14 protein-coding genes are annotated in these 14,475 nt (G+C 64.8%); 7 read left to right on the forward strand and 7 right to left on the reverse strand.

What is annotated here, in order from left to right; all coding sequences use genetic code 11:
* Positions 1-65: 65 nt before the first annotated feature.
* The gene (locus OB905_04560; GenBank protein MCU4925258.1) at positions 66-1,646 is read left to right on the forward strand and encodes an AarF/UbiB family protein; all 1,581 of its coding nucleotides are present in this window, start codon (positions 66-68) and stop codon (positions 1,644-1,646) included.
* 175 nt (positions 1,647-1,821) lie between these two features.
* The gene (locus tag OB905_04565; protein ID MCU4925259.1) at positions 1,822-3,300 is read left to right on the forward strand and encodes an AMP phosphorylase; all 1,479 of its coding nucleotides are present in this window, start codon (positions 1,822-1,824) and stop codon (positions 3,298-3,300) included.
* Between the two features lie 80 nt (positions 3,301-3,380).
* On the opposite strand, the gene OB905_04570 is transcribed toward OB905_04565, so the two are convergent.
* Positions 3,381-3,968, reverse strand: coding sequence for a DNA-3-methyladenine glycosylase 2 family protein (locus OB905_04570; GenBank protein MCU4925260.1), 588 nt, complete (start codon positions 3,966-3,968; stop codon positions 3,381-3,383).
* Between the two features lie 126 nt (positions 3,969-4,094).
* Here OB905_04570 and OB905_04575 point away from each other — a divergent pair, with 126 nt between their 5' ends.
* Positions 4,095-4,631 carry a metal-dependent hydrolase gene (locus OB905_04575; GenBank protein MCU4925261.1) on the forward strand — a complete coding sequence of 179 codons (537 nt, stop codon included), beginning with the start codon at positions 4,095-4,097 and terminating at the stop codon, positions 4,629-4,631.
* 15 nt (positions 4,632-4,646) lie between these two features.
* On the opposite strand, the gene OB905_04580 is transcribed toward OB905_04575, so the two are convergent.
* The 3 genes from OB905_04580 to OB905_04590 all read right to left on the reverse strand — a co-directional run bounded on the left by OB905_04580 (position 4,647) and on the right by OB905_04590 (position 8,285).
* Entirely contained in the window at positions 4,647-7,205 is a 2,559-nt protein-coding gene (locus OB905_04580; protein MCU4925262.1) for a heavy metal translocating P-type ATPase, read from the reverse strand.
* 69 nt (positions 7,206-7,274) lie between these two features.
* On the reverse strand, positions 7,275-7,463 hold the full coding sequence (locus OB905_04585; GenBank protein ID MCU4925263.1) for a hypothetical protein: 189 nt from the start codon (positions 7,461-7,463) through the stop codon (positions 7,275-7,277).
* Positions 7,464-7,544: 81 nt separating this feature from the next.
* Positions 7,545-8,285 (reverse strand): helix-turn-helix domain-containing protein, encoded by a 741-nt coding sequence (locus tag OB905_04590; GenBank protein ID MCU4925264.1) that lies wholly within the window; start codon positions 8,283-8,285, stop codon positions 7,545-7,547.
* A 57-nt stretch (positions 8,286-8,342) separates the two neighbouring features.
* Between OB905_04590 and OB905_04595 the strand changes: the two genes are divergently transcribed.
* From OB905_04595 to OB905_04605, 3 genes are all read left to right on the forward strand, one after another.
* Entirely contained in the window at positions 8,343-8,882 is a 540-nt protein-coding gene (locus tag OB905_04595) for a hypothetical protein (GenBank protein MCU4925265.1), read from the forward strand.
* Between the two features lie 102 nt (positions 8,883-8,984).
* The gene (locus OB905_04600; protein ID MCU4925266.1) at positions 8,985-10,967 is read left to right on the forward strand and encodes a 3-hydroxyacyl-CoA dehydrogenase/enoyl-CoA hydratase family protein; all 1,983 of its coding nucleotides are present in this window, start codon (positions 8,985-8,987) and stop codon (positions 10,965-10,967) included.
* 227 nt (positions 10,968-11,194) lie between these two features.
* Positions 11,195-11,767 (forward strand): response regulator transcription factor, encoded by a 573-nt coding sequence (locus tag OB905_04605; protein MCU4925267.1) that lies wholly within the window; start codon positions 11,195-11,197, stop codon positions 11,765-11,767.
* A gap of 104 nt (positions 11,768-11,871) precedes the next feature.
* Here OB905_04605 and OB905_04610 read toward each other — a convergent pair whose 3' ends face one another.
* Together OB905_04610 and OB905_04615 are read right to left on the reverse strand one after the other, a co-directional pair.
* Complete coding sequence (locus OB905_04610; protein MCU4925268.1) at positions 11,872-13,023, reverse strand: acyl-CoA dehydrogenase; 1,152 nt, start codon at positions 13,021-13,023, stop codon at positions 11,872-11,874.
* Positions 13,024-13,130: 107 nt separating this feature from the next.
* On the reverse strand, positions 13,131-13,508 hold the full coding sequence (locus OB905_04615; GenBank protein ID MCU4925269.1) for a cupin domain-containing protein: 378 nt from the start codon (positions 13,506-13,508) through the stop codon (positions 13,131-13,133).
* A 134-nt stretch (positions 13,509-13,642) separates the two neighbouring features.
* On the opposite strand from OB905_04615, the gene OB905_04620 reads away from it, so the two are divergent.
* Positions 13,643-14,008 carry a helix-turn-helix transcriptional regulator gene (locus OB905_04620; protein ID MCU4925270.1) on the forward strand — a complete coding sequence of 122 codons (366 nt, stop codon included), beginning with the start codon at positions 13,643-13,645 and terminating at the stop codon, positions 14,006-14,008.
* Positions 14,009-14,027: 19 nt separating this feature from the next.
* Here the strand turns inward: OB905_04620 and OB905_04625 are convergent, their stop codons facing one another.
* Entirely contained in the window at positions 14,028-14,474 is a 447-nt protein-coding gene (locus tag OB905_04625) for a UPF0179 family protein (GenBank protein ID MCU4925271.1), read from the reverse strand.
* Position 14,475: the final 1 nt, after the last annotated feature.

Below are 14,475 nucleotides of genomic sequence, written 5' to 3' on the forward strand. Positions count from 1 at the left end.
CGATCGTTGTTCGAACACAGTCGTATGGATTGTCTCCTGAGCGGTCTCGTCACTCGTCGGCGACGATGAACGGGTACTACCGCCGGTATCTCCAGGTGTTCCTCCGGTTTCTCCCGTTCGCGATCGCCTTCCTCAGGGATCGACGGCGATTCCTGTTCATCGGGCCGCCGAGGCGCGTCGAGGAAGACGTCCACCGCAAACGCGCCGAGCGGTTGACGGAAACGATGCTCGATCTCGGGCCGGCGTTCATCAAGGTCGGCCAGGTGCTCTCGACCCGACCGGACATCGTACCGCCGACGTACGTCGACGTCTTCGCGACATTACAGGACGAAGTTCCCGAAGGGGTGGGAGGTGATCCCCTGACGGTCGTTGAGGCAGAACTCGACGAGCAGATTGATCTCGAAACCGTCGATCCCGTGGCCGGCGGGTCGCTCGCGTTCGTCTACACCGCCGAGTACGAGGGCGAACGGATCGCGCTGAAGGTTCGCCGGCCCGAAATCGCCCCGATCATCGAGCGCGATATCCGGGTCATCAGGGGCCTCGTGCCGCTGCTTTCGACGTTCGCCGACGAGCGCCAGCGCTACTCGCTTGAGAACATCGCCGACGACTTCGAGAAGATCATCCTCGAGGAACTCGACTTCGAACGCGAGGCGTCGATCATGGCCGAGATCGGCGACAACGTCGCCGACGACGATCGGATCGTCGTTCCGACGGCGTACCCCTCGCTCTGTTCCGAACGGGTGGTGGCGATGGAGTACGTCGAGGGCGAGAAGATCACCAGTGAGCGGGCGCTGGAAAACGTCGGTATCGAACCGACCGAGATGGCGACGCTGATCGCCCGGACATACCTCGAGATGGGACTCGTCGACGGCGTATTTCACGCCGATCCCCATCCTGGAAACCTTGCAGTGACCGACGACGGCCGACTCGTCATCTACGATTATGGGATGAGTCAACGCCTCAGCCAGCAAGAGCAGGATGACATCACGAGCCTCTATCGCACGCTCGTTCGTCGGGACGTCGACGGGCTACTGGAGACGCTCATCGCTCTGGAGGTGCTGGAACCGAACGTCAACCGCGCCGAACTCCGGCGCGTCCTCGAGTTGGTAATCGAGAACCTCGAAGGGCGGTCCGACATCACCTGGCGGATGATTATCACTGAGCTGTTCTCGACGCTTTACGATTTCCCGTTCCGTATCCCCCCGAACGTCCTGCTCCTCGTGCGCGTCGGAACGGTCGGCGAGGGCGTCTGTCGGAGCCTGGACCCGGAGTTCGACTTCATCGCCGTCACGCGCTCGTTTCTCGTCGATCACGGATTTATCGAGAGCGAACTAGAGGCACTGTTCGACGATTTCCGAACCGATCTCCGCCGATCGACGCCGGTGCTCGCTCGACTGCCTGCCAGAACCGATACCGTTTTGGGCCAACTCGAGAACGGCGAACTTGTCGTCAGAACCGACCCCGTGGACCCGCCGAGCGATGGTGATCCCGGGGTCGGCTACGCCGTACTCGCCGGTGCGTTGGTCGTCTCGGCCGCAATCCTGACGTTCCAGGAGGTAGCGTACGCGCTCACCAGCCTGGCGGGGGCGTTCGTCGTTTTCGGTCAGTACCTTCGCCTGCAGTGGGCGAGAACAGGTGGCCGGTGACGTCGTCGGCGAGCGATCGGACGAGACTGCGACGGCTCTGAGGGATGGGCGAAACCGCGCGGACGAACGCTGCTCCGGATCGATACCCGAAAGCGCACGTTGTCGGGGACCGGGTCCGCCCCAGACACCACTCGCCCACCACCGTTTTCCCCTCGTGGGAGGTTCCTACGAACGAATGCAACTGAAGACAGTCAGAATCGACATTGGAACGAGCCGCGCGCTCGTCCTGTTGAATGCCACCGACGCGAGCGAATTGGGGGCCCATCCTCTCGATCGGGTCCGGATCGGATACGACGAGAAAACGACGACGGGGATCGTCAAGGTGACCGACGAACTGGTCGAGGAGGGGGTCGTCGGTCTGACCGAGCCACTCCACCACGTTCGGAGTCCGGTCGAGGTGACGCTCGCTGGGACGCCCCGATCGGTCCGATACGTTCGAAAGAAACTGAACGACGTCGAACTCCGGCGCCACGAACTCGAGACGATCGTCGAGGACATTCACGAGAACCGACTCTCGGACATCGAACTAGGTGCGTACGTTTCTGCCATCTATACGAACGGGTTCTCGCTGGAGGAGACGAAGCATCTGACCGAGGCGATGAGTGACGTCGGCGAGCGGCTGACGTGGGATGCCCCGATCGTCGCCGACAAGCACTCGGTCGGCGGCGTGGCGGGAAACTGCGTGACGCCGATTCTGGTGTCGATCGTCGCAGAGGCAGGACTGGCGATGCCTAAGACCTCCTCGCGGGCCGTGACGTCGCCGGCGGGGACCGCGGACGTCATGGAGGTGTTCTGTGACATCGAGTTCACCGTCGACGGAATCGAGGAACTCGTCGCGGAGACGAACGCCTGTCTCGTCTGGGGTGGCGGCGTCGACCTTTCCCCAGTCGACGACGAGATCATCCGCGCTGAGAATCCGCTTTCGGTGGATCCGCCAGGCCAGTTGATGGCCTCCATCCTCTCGAAGAAGCGAAGCGCCGGATCGACCCACGTTGTGATCGACATCCCCTATGGAGAGGGAGCGAAAGTCGAGAGTCTCGTCACGGCGCGAGAGCTGGCCGACGACCTCAAGCGTGTCGGCGAGCACTTGAAAATGGACGTTACCTGCGCGATCACTCACGGGACGGATCCGATCGGACGCGGGGTCGGACCCGTCCTCGAGGCTCGCGACGTCCTCGCCGTGCTGGAGGGAGACGGGCCGGAATCGCTCCGGCTGAAGTCCGTACGGCTCGCGGAGATGCTGCTCGATCACTGCGGCGTGGACGCCTCGGCGAGCGAGATCCTGGAGTCAGGGCGCGCCCTCGACCGGTTCCGGCGGATCGTTGCCGCCCAGAACGGCGACCCCGACGTCAGCACCGACGACCTCGAGCCGGGTGAGGAGACGGCGACCCTTCACGCGGAGCGTGCAGGCGTCGCCGCCCGCGTCGATAACAGGCAACTCTGTGACGTGGCCAGACGGGCCGGGGCGCCGCGGGACGCGCGGGCCGGGCTCGTGGTCCATCGATCGGTCGGTGATTCGATAGCTGACGGTGACCCGCTGTACACGATCTACGCGGAGACGACCACGAAACTCGAGGCAGCGGTGGACCTAGCGACCCGGAGCGAACCCATCCGCGTTCGAAGCAAGGCCGACGCACTCGTAGAACACCGGTGAACGCACGAGGCACAGATCGAACTACATCTGAACGCGAGAGGGAGCCGAGATGGCGTCGAATATTCAACTCCATCAGCCATTTACGACTCGTACTCAGCCCACAGATACCGCGTCGCCACGCTCCGGTAGGGTCGCCACGGTTCGGCGATCTCCCGGAGTTCGGATCGGGAACGTTCGGAGCCGTCGGCGTACAGCGTCTCCATGCAACGCCGAACCGCGAGATCTCCAAGTGGCAATACGTCCGGGCGCTCGAGAACGAAAATGCAGTACATCTCCGCGGTCCACTGGCCGACCCCCCGGATCTCGGTGAGGGTGTCGACGACCGCCTCGTCGGCAGCGTTGGCGAGCCCCTCTCGTGTTAAATCGCGCTCCTGAAACGCCTGCGCGGCGTTTCGCACGTACTCGACCTTCTGTGAGGAGAGCCCCGCCTCTCGTAGCGCATCCTCGTCGGCTGCGAGGACGGTCTCCGGCGTCACGTCCCCCGCAAGCGTTTCGAAGACTCGATTGCGGACCGCACGCGCGCTTGCGGTCGAGAGCTGCTGGTTGATAATCGAGATACAGAGGCGTTCGTACTCGTCCCAATCAGGTTCGACGTACGGGTCGTGGGCGTCTATCAGCCCTGCCATCACGGGATCCCGGCGCAACACGGGTTCGGCCTCGTCGAGCATATCGGTGAGCATCACGGGGGACTCGACGGGCAAAGGCGTCTCGGTTGGCCATGGGAGGTGCGTTCCGTCGGTCGGGATCGTATGGCGACGCCGCCTTTTTCGACCGTCGGGCCGTAGACGCGACCCGTGCAACCAGTCGTCCACCTCGCGGTCGGCTACCTCTGTTACGCCGCGTTCGCGCGGTGGCGAGACGGAGGTCCGCCCGCGGAACTGCCGGCGCTCGCGGCGATCGTCGGCGCGGCGCTGCCGGACCTACTCGACCAGTCGCTGGCCGCAGCCGGAATTACCGAGGTCACCCGGACGATCGGTCACTCGCTACTGTTCGCGCTCCCGGTCGTCGCCCTCGTCTGGGCGGTTGCGGCCAGCCGGGACCGATCCGTCCTTGGCGTCGCCTTCGGGATCGGGTACGTCTCACACATCGCGACCGACGTCCCGTGGCACGTCCTCGCCGGAGACTATCACGAACTCGGCTTCCTGCTCTGGCCGGTGACCGAGATGCCGGAGTACTCGGGTGTCAAGCCGCTCGGAACGATTCCGGGCCTCGGCATCGAGGCGACGACGCTGTGGATCGAGGCCGTGATTCTCGTCGCGGGCGTCGCGCTCTGGCGGGCCGACGGCTATCCGGGGACGGAGCCGATTCGGCGCGCAGTCAGCCGAGAGTAAACGACGGTCGGTGGGTTACTCCGACTCGGGGTGATCCACCGCTGCGGTGTCAGGCGTCTCTGGTTCGACGTTCGCGAGTCGCATCGCGTTGCCCGTCACACCGAGGCTCATCCCCATATCGCCGATGACGACCGCGTGGATTACGGTCACGAGCCCGAACGGCGCCCCCGCCGCGAGGACGGCTTTCACGGCGAGACTCGACCAGACGTTCTGCCGAATAACGCCGTTTGCCGTGCCTGAGAGCTCGTAGAGGTACGGCAGTCGGGTGAGATCGTCACCCATCAGTGCCACGTCGGCGATCTCGAGGGCGGTGTCCGTCCCCGCGGCGCCCATGGCGATCCCGACCGTCGCGGTCGCGAGCGCCGGCGCGTCGTTGACGCCGTCGCCGACCATGGCGACGTGGGTTCGGTCTTCGTCCTCGTCGGAACCCTCGAGCCGGCGAATCCACTCGAGTTTCTCCTCGGGGAAGAGTTCGGCGTGGGAGGCGTCGACGCCGACTTCCTCGGCGATGGCCCGGGCGGTGCCCTCGTTGTCGCCGGTGAGCATCACGACCCGCACGCCTTGCTCTTGGAGCCGGGAGACGGCCCACTTCGCTTCGGGACGGACGCGGTCAGCTACGCCGATGATCCCCAGTGGCCGGTCCTCGGTGCCGACGACGACCGCGGTCTTGCCCTCGCGCTCGAGGTCCGGAACGACGTCCGCGAGCACGTCCAGACAGGCCTCGCGATCGCACTTCGAGGACGAGTCGTAGCCCATCTCGGCCAGCGTAACGCCGCCGTCGGTCGTCGCGTGAACGTGTTCGAGGTCGGCCAGGCCGTCGAACAGGTCCGGCTTACCGACGTAGTAGGTCTCGCCGCCGACCTCGGCGCGAACGCCCTTGCCGGTCAGCGCTTCGAAGTCCGAAACGGACGGCCGGCTGCGTTCGCCCTCGTCACCGACGACACCCTGCTCCTCGGCGTAGCCGACGATGGCCCTGCCGATCGGGTGCTCACTTCGGTGTTCGGCCGCGCTCGCGATGTGCACCAGTTCGTCCTCGTCGACCCCTTCGAGCGGGATTATATCGGTCACCGACAGGTCTCCTTCCGTGAGCGTTCCCGTCTTGTCGACCGCGAGCACGTCGCTGTCGCCGACCGCCTCGAGGTGCTTGCCGCCCTTGATGAGCACGCCGTTTCGCGCGGCGTTCGTGATCCCCGAAACCACGCTGACGGGCGTCGAGATGACCAGCGCGCAGGGACAGGAGATCACGAGCAGCGTCAGGCCGACGACGAACCAGTAGCCCCAGGACGCGCCGAACGCGAGTGGAGGAGCGACCGCGGCCGCGAGTGCGAGGGTCACGACGATCGGCGTGTAGACGCCCGCGAAGCGGTCGATGAACTGCTCTCGGTCGGTCTTCTCGCGTTCGGCGTCCTCGACCAGTCGGACGATCCGGGCGAGCGTCGACTCGTCGGCCGGACGCTCGACGTCGACCTCGAGGTAGCCTGACTCGGCGATCGTCCCCGCGTAGACCTCGTCTCCCTCCGTTTTGTCCGCGGGGACGCTCTCGCCGGTGATCGGCGACTGATCGACCGCGCTCCTCCCCTCGAGTACCGTCCCGTCGGCCGGCACCTTCTCGCCGGGTCGGACGACGGCGGTGTCGCCGATCTCGAGGTCGGCTGCGGGAACCGTCTCCTCGCTCCCGTCGGGGCGCTTGACCGTCGCCGTCTCCGGCGAGAGCTCCATCAACTCGCGCAGAGAGTCCCGCGCCCGGTCCATCGAGAAGCGCTCGAGCAACTCGGCGACCGAGAACAGGACCGCGAGCAGCGCGCCTTCCTTCGGGAAGTGGGCGGCGACGCTCGCGAGGATACCGATGCTCATCAGCAGGTCGATGTCCAGACTGCGGTTGCGGGCCGAGTAGTAACCGTTACGGACGATCGGTGAACCGGCGAGCACGGCGGCCGCAACGAAGAGGGCGTGCGAGAGGTCGTACTCGCGACCCGCGACCGTCGCGAGCGTCGGATCGACCGCGGGAACGACGAACTCCAGAAGGAGACCGACCGTCACGAGGATGGCACCGAGTCCGGTTCCGAGAGCGCGACGGCTCTTCCAGACGGTGCGCTTTTCGGCGATGGGATCGCGCTCGTCGCCGATCGGCGTCGCGTCGTAGCCGGCCCCCTCGATCGCGTCGACGATCGCCTCAATCGAGTGGTCGTTGCTCGTCGTCACGGTTACGCGGCCGGCTGTCGGCCGGGTCTCGACCTCCTCGAGGCCGTCGACGGACTCGAGTGCGTTCTCGACTTTGTTCGCACAGGAGGCACAGTCCATCCCGGGAACCGAGAACGATCGCTCGGCGGCTACGCCCGCGACCTCGTACCCCGTAGCTTGGACGCGGTCGGTGACCTGCTCTGCGGTCGTCATCGTCAGATCGTACGTGACGACGAGGCGACCGCTCGTCACGTGGGCGTCTACGTTGTCGATACCCTCGAGTCGCCTGACGCTGCGTTCGACCTTGTTGGCACAGGAGGGACAGTCCATCTCGGGGACCCGGAGCGCGAGCGTGCGGCTCGACTCGGGCGACTGCTCGTCGAACTCGCTCATCACCTGTTCGTACACGGTCCGCCAGCATACGAGTTATTTGGCGCACGCCAACTCCGGCGGTGACCGAACTCACTCCCCAGACGCCCACTCGTGTCGGGCGCAGTCGAGAGCGAGCATGAACACGAGATACAACACGGGTACACTCACGATGAACGCCCAGTCGATCCGGCCCCGGTAGGCCTGAATCGCAAACAACACGCCGAAGACGATCTGCGCACCGATCACCCGCCGCTGCCACGGTAGCTCGGACACGTCCATGCCGGGCGTTGAGCGAGCCAGAACAAGTATCCCGTCGATTTGGCTCCGTGACTGTCGCTGGTTGTGGGTTCCGAGCGCTCGCTACCGGCTCGGGGCGATCGCCGCCAGTGACTCGTCTTCGCGGACGAACGTCCGTGCGAGCTCGCTTTCGGCTCGCTGGAGGCGGTACGAGAGCGTCGAGCGCGGAATCCCCAGCTCGGCGGCCAGTTGGGTGAGATCGATAGCTCGCGGCGTCTCGTAGTAGCCGCGGTCGACGGCCGCCCGAAGCGCCTGGCGCTGTTCGGCCCGCAGCCTCTCGTCGGGGGTGTCGCGGTTCGGATCGACGTCCGTCAGTCGGAGCATCTCCATACCCGCACACTCGCCGACTTCCTCGCCCAGCGCGTCGAAGAATGTGTGGATCGGCGCCTCGTCGTCGAGGACGATCCGCCAGCGGTACCGGCGCCCCTCGCGGTACGTTTCGAAGAGCAGCCCCTCCCCTAACTGATCGAGAGCGACGTGCGGGACGGAGGTACAGACGTCCGTCCGATCCCAGTAGGTGTAGACGACCAGCTCGTCGCTCGAACGGTCGAGAACCTGCGTCTCGCAGTCGGCGCCACAGTCGTCTCGGATCAGACAGTCCGCACAGTAGGTCACATCGCGGTAGGCGGTTTCGAGCGTCTCGAGAGCCGCCGCTGAGCCAGTGGCGTGGTCGACCCGCCAGAGACTCTCGGGGGTGACGTGACAGGAGAGCGATCGCACTTGCGTCCCGGGATTGTCCGCGAGGGCGTCTGCGACGGGGTTCGTCCCGGGATCGTACTCGAGGGCGAAGACGAACTCTCGCATGCGTCGCCGTAGGGGCTCACGGGAAAAAGCGTTCCCGGTGGGCCACGTAGAGGGCGTGTGCCACGACGCGATTCCCAGCCGGGAGTGCGAGAGCGGTTGCGAGGGCTCTGGGAGTTCTATCTGGCGTACACGAACACAGGGGTTCACACCGCTGCAGCCGCCGCACTCGCGATTTTCGGGCTGCTCGTCTTCGTCGACCCCCTGTTCGCTGTCGTCGCCATTGCCTCGTACGTGCTCCCGCCGCTTGTTCTGTACGCACGCTCGAACGGAAGACGGAGCGTAGAGCCCATAGGAGACAGCGTAAAGCGCGCACCGAATCGGCCAGATGCGAGTCGGCGTCGCGAAAATGCGACTGCGGATCCACCACGCACAGGAGCAGCTACTGCTGGAGACGAGCCCGATCGCAACCCCAACAGGAGCGTGGATGCGGGCGACGGCGATGAGGCGGACACTGACACGGACGGCGACACGGACGATGGCGATGCTGACACCGACAACGGCGACACGGACACCGATACAGATGCAGACGGTGGCGACACGGACACCGATACAGATGCAGACGGTGGCGACACGGACACCGATACGGATCGCGCCTAGCTCGACAGTGACGAGCTGTCTCGTGATCAGAAATAAACTAAATAGTAGTTTCCAGCCGAGACCGGGGAAACGTTCAAACCGCTGCCTGCCCCACGTTGTGACATGGATATCGAGGACGTCAACACTGTCGCAGTTCTCGGCGCCGGAAATATGGGTCACGGAATCGCAGAGGTTGCAGCCATCGCAGGCTACGACGTGGCGATGCGCGACATCAACGAGGAACTGGTACAGGACGGCTACGAGTCGATCGAGTGGTCGCTTTCGAAGCTCGTCGAGAAAGATCGACTGACCCAGGACGAGGCCGATGCCGCCGCCGAGCGCGTCCGACCGATCGTCGACGTCGAGGAGGCCGTCGGCGACGCCGACGTCGTCATCGAGGCGGTTCCCGAGCGAATGGAGATCAAAGAGGAGGTCTACGAGGAGGTCTGTGCGGCGGCGCCCGAGCAGGCGATCCTCGCGACGAACACCTCGAGCCTCTCGATCACGGCGCTTTCGGAGTTTACCGACCGACCAGAGCGGTTCTGCGGGATGCACTTTTTCAACCCGCCGGTGCGGATGGATCTCGTCGAGGTCATCACGGGTGAGGAGACCGACGAGGACGTCCTCGACCTGATCGAGGCGCTCGCCGAGGACTTCGGTAAGACGCCCGTCCGCGTCCACAAGGACGCACCGGGGTTCGTCGCCAACCGCATTCTCGTTCCGCTGATGAACGAGGCCTGCTGGCTCGTCTCCGAGGAGACGGCGACCATCGCCGAGGTCGACTCGACCACCAAGTACGGGATGGGACTCCCGATGGGCACCTTCGAGCTGGGCGATCACGTCGGCAACGACGTCAGCTATCACGTTCTCGAGTACATGCACGAAGAGCTTGGCGACCCCTACGAGCCCGCGCCGCTGCTCGCCGAGGTCGTCGACGAAGAGAAACTCGGAAAGAAAACCGGCTCGGGCTTCTACGAGTACGAGGACGGGCCGGGCGTCGAGATTCCGACCGACGAACAGTCCGACCTCGTCCGCGAGCGCCTGATCGCCACGATGGCCAACGAGGCGGCCAAGCTACTCGGCGACGGCGTTGCAACCCCCGACGCGATCGACAAGGCGGTCACGCTCGGCGCGGGCTTCCCCGACGGGCCGGTACAGATCGCCGAGGAGTTCGGCCTCGACGCGGCCCTCCAGACACTCGAGTCCGCCGCCGAGGAGACGGGCCATCCCCGGTACGAACCGGCCGATTATCTCCGTGAACGCGCAGAAGTCGGTGGCTTCCGCGAGGGCGCCGAGAGCGAGGCTGGTGACGACGCGCCGTCGTTCGAGGCGATCCGGGTCGAGTATCCCGGGGAGATGGTTGGCGAAATCGTCCTCGATCGTCCCCACCGCATGAACACGATCAGTGACACGACCCTCGACGAACTCGTCGAGGCCGTCGAGTTGCTCGAAGCCGACGAGGACGTTCGGGCCATCTTGCTTACCGGCGACGGTGACCGGGCGTTCTCCGCCGGCGCGGACGTCCAGAGCATGGCCGCTGGAGGTGCAGATCCGATCGACGCCGTCGAGCTCTCGAAGCGAGGGCAGTCGGTCTTCGGGACGCTCGAATCGGCTGATCTGCCGGTCGTCGCAGGAATCGACGGCTACTGCCTGGGTGGTGGGATGGAACTTGCGACCTGTGCCGACCTGCGCGTCGCGAGCGACCGCTCGGAGTTCGGCCAACCCGAACTGAATCTCGGACTACTGCCCGGCTGGGGCGGGACCCAGCGCCTCTCAGCGATCGTCGGCGAGGGACGTGCCAAGGAGATTATCCTCACCGCCGACCGGTTCGACGCCGAGACGATGGCCGACTACGGCTTCGTTACGGAGGTCGTCGACCGCGAGGAGATCGACGAGCGCGCGTTCGAGCTCGCGGCACAGCTGGCCGGCGGGCCGCCGATCGCGACGAAGTACACCAAACGGGCGATGCTCGCCGGCCGCGACGACACCGACGCCGGCCTCGAGTACGAGTCCTCGGCGTTTGGCCACCTGATGGGAACCGACGACCTGATGACGGGCATGACCGCGTTCATGGGCGATCACGAGCCGGAGTTCGAAGGAAAGTAATCGATTCGGGCGGCGTCGGGCGGTGGGTCAGACACGAGGCCGCCGCCAAGAGCAGTCCGTAACTGCGACAAACTCGCCACTGGATGCTGTCGAAGCTCGATTTCGGGCTGTTCCAGGCCAGAGGGCTACGACCTCGTGTCTGGCTCACCGGTCGCGAGTTTTATCACACAGAAGTACCATTAGAGATTCGAGGCAGTGATGGATGATGGGACAGAAGGGGCCGACTCATGACTGACGAGCCCGAGATCCTCGTCGTCGATGACGAGGTTCGACTGGCGGATCTGTTCGCCGCATGGCTCGAAGGCGAGTGGGCAGTAGCGACCGCAACCGGCGGCGACGAGGCGCTCGCCGCAATGACAGACTCCGTCGAAGTCGTCTTGCTAGATCGGCGGATGCCCGGGCTCTCCGGGGACGACGTTCTCGACGCCATCCGGGAGGAGGGATACGACTGCCGGGTGATTATGGTGACTGCGGTCGACCCCGATTTCGACATTATCGAGATGGGGTTCGACGACTACCTGGTCAAGCCTGTCTCGAAGGACGAACTCGTCGAGACGGTCGAGTCCGCACTTACCCGATCCGGGTACGAGACTGCAGTCCAGGAGTACTACGCACTCGTTTCGAAGAAAGCGCTGCTCGAATCAGAGAAGACAGACCACGAGCTCACGAACAACGATGAGTACGTCGAGCTTCGCGATCGTGTCGAGGACCTCAAAACACAGGTAGACACCTCGGCCGCCGAGTTTACCTCGCACGAGGACTTCGTCGGCGCGTTCCAGGATCTAGAGCCACGAAACTGAGACGGGGCGCATTCGAACGCACCCGAGAGAGCCGCCGGCTGCGGATCGACGCGGCGCCTCCCGTCGAAACAGACGCGGCGTACACCTTCAGACCGCGTGACGGCTCAGTACGGCGACTGTCGGTAGATCAGGTTTCGCTGGACCTCGTTCGTCCCCTCGTAGATGACGGGGACGCGTGCGTCCCGGTAGAGCCTGGAGATCGGCCGCTCTTCTAAGACCGAGCGCCCACCGTGGAACTGCATTCCCTGTTCGGTGATTTCGACGGCGGCTTCGGTCGCAATTGTCTTCGCCAGTGCGGCCCAGTAACCTGCGTTCTCGTCGGCTTCGACCTTCTCGCAGGCGCGCCAGGTCAGCGCGCGGGCGCTCTCGAAGGACAGAAGCATGTCGGCCAGCCCGTGCTGGACGGCCTGGAAGTCAGCGACCGTCCGGCCGAACCCTTCGCGGTCGTGGACGAACTCCCAGGCTTCGTCGATGGCGGCGGCAGCAATCCCGAGGCTGTGGCCGGCGACGGCAACGCGACCGTGGTTGAAGAAGTCTGCCAGAAGCATGAAGCCAGCTCCTTCGTGACCGATCAGATTCTCGGCGGGTACGCGGCAGTCGTCGAAGGTGATGTGGGCCTGCTTCGAGGCGCGCATCGCCATCTTCTCGGGAATGTGCTCGGCCTCGTAGCCGTCGAGATCAGTTGGAACGATAAACAGCGAGTGGTTTGCGTATCGGTTGTCGCTGTCATCGGTGCGGGCGTAGACGGTCACCCAGTCGGCTTCGACGCCGTTGCCGATCCAGTACTTCTCGCCGTTTAGGACGTACTCGTCGCCGTCGCGTTCCGCACGAGTCTGCATCCCGGCTAAGTCGCTGCCAGTGTCGGGTTCTGACACCGCGAGACCGGAGATCTGGTCGCCCTCGGCGACGGGTCGGATATACTCCTCGCACTGCTCTTCGGTGCCGTAGTCGTAGGTGATCTCGCAGCCGAAACTCGCCAGCTGCAGGGTCAGGCCGATGCCGGCGTCGGCGCGGTAGAACTCCTCGGTGAGTGCGAGCAACTGGGCGAGGTCAAAGCCCCGTCCACCGTACTTCTCTGGAATGTCCTGACCGGCCAGCCCCGCCTCCTGGGCGGCTTCGAGGATATCGTGGGGGTATTCGCCGGATTGGAAATACTCTGCGGCTCGCGGCTCGATGTGTTCGCGCGCGAACTCCCGCGCCTCTGCTTTGATGTCGGTCGCCCGGTCCGGGACGATGGTGTCGTCAAGCAACTCCATACGAGTTCATAGTGGTCGGGGGAAGATATAGGTCGGGGACGCCGAATGGATCGCCGATTCCGGCCGATCGAGGTCGAGGACGATGTGATAGTCGGATTGCGGACCTTTTAGCCGGCGAACCCGGTGAGAAGCCACTCGCCGTTATCGCCGTCGTCGTCGGCGATACGCGGAGCGCTGACGAGCACGAAGGCGCTCTCGGCGTTGCCGTTTCTGATCTGGCGGGTCGACTCCGGCGAGATCCAGAGCGCGTCGCCGGCTTCCATCGAGACCGGTTCGTCGTCGACGACGACGGTCGCCTCGCCCTCGATTAGAACGTAGACCTCCTCGTGTTCGTTGTCCGCGTGGTCGTGGGGTTGACTCTTCCAGTCGGGATCACAGCGGGCGACGGTGACTCCGACCTGTTCGGTCTGGAGCGGATCCGAGAGAAAGTGCATCGCGCTCGAGACTTGCTCGACGTCCTCGTAGTTGACCTTGGTGTACGACATCGTAGATCGGGATACGGCGGGAGCGTAGTAAAACTACGTGCTCGCCGAGATTCGCCGGCGTCTCAATCGCTGAGGTTCGACGGTATCTCGGCGAGCCCGAACCCCTATACCCTTCCACGCCTTCAGAGGTGACAATGTCATCCCCACAGCAGCGAGCACCTGTCGAAGAGCCGACCGTCGAGGCCTGCCCCGTCATCGAGTCGATCGAGCGAATCGGCTCGCAGTGGCGTCTCGCGGTTCTTCACGAACTGCTCGACGGGGAACAGCGGTTCAACGAACTCAAGCGCTCGACCGGAGCGAACGCTCGCACGCTCTCGCGCGTGCTCGACGACCTCGGCGAGATGGGGTTCGTCGCTCGGCGCACGGAGGAGGACGCACCCATCGCGACCTACTACAGCCTGACGGAGAAGGGAGCCTCGCTGGAGCCAGTGTTCGCCGAGATCGAATGCTGGGCGGGCACCTGGCTGGCGGAGTGCGAGGACCCAGAAGAAACCCGGTAGCTGCCACCGGACGATCGGCTCAGTTGCCGGGTTCGAACTCGACCAACTCGAGTGACCGATCTAAGTGACAGACCTCGTGTGGCGGTTCACCGAGCATCTCGCGAATGCGGTACTCCTCGTCGAAAGAGACACCGTCGGGCTCGCAGAACTCGTGGCTCGGACACTCGACGTAGGGACAGGGGCCCGCCAGGCTGTTCTTGCTGCCGGCGTAGGCGCCCTGCTTGGGAACGGTTGCTTTGACGGGCGCTCGCTCGACTTCGACGGCACGGACGCCGCCGTCGTGCATCGCACACTCGAGGGTCTGGGCGTTCTCTCGGACGGCAGTGACACGGTATTTTGCGTCGGACTCGAGATTGAGACACTGGCTTCGGTACGGACAGCCCGCGCAGGCGTCGGCCTCGCCGTGGTAGACGAACTCGGTCCCCGGTTCGGCCAGCCGGGTTCCGAGGAGGGTGACGGTCGACATA

This window comes from Halobacteria archaeon AArc-dxtr1 (assembly GCA_025517425.1).
GTDB lineage: Archaea > Halobacteriota > Halobacteria > Halobacteriales > Natrialbaceae > Halostagnicola.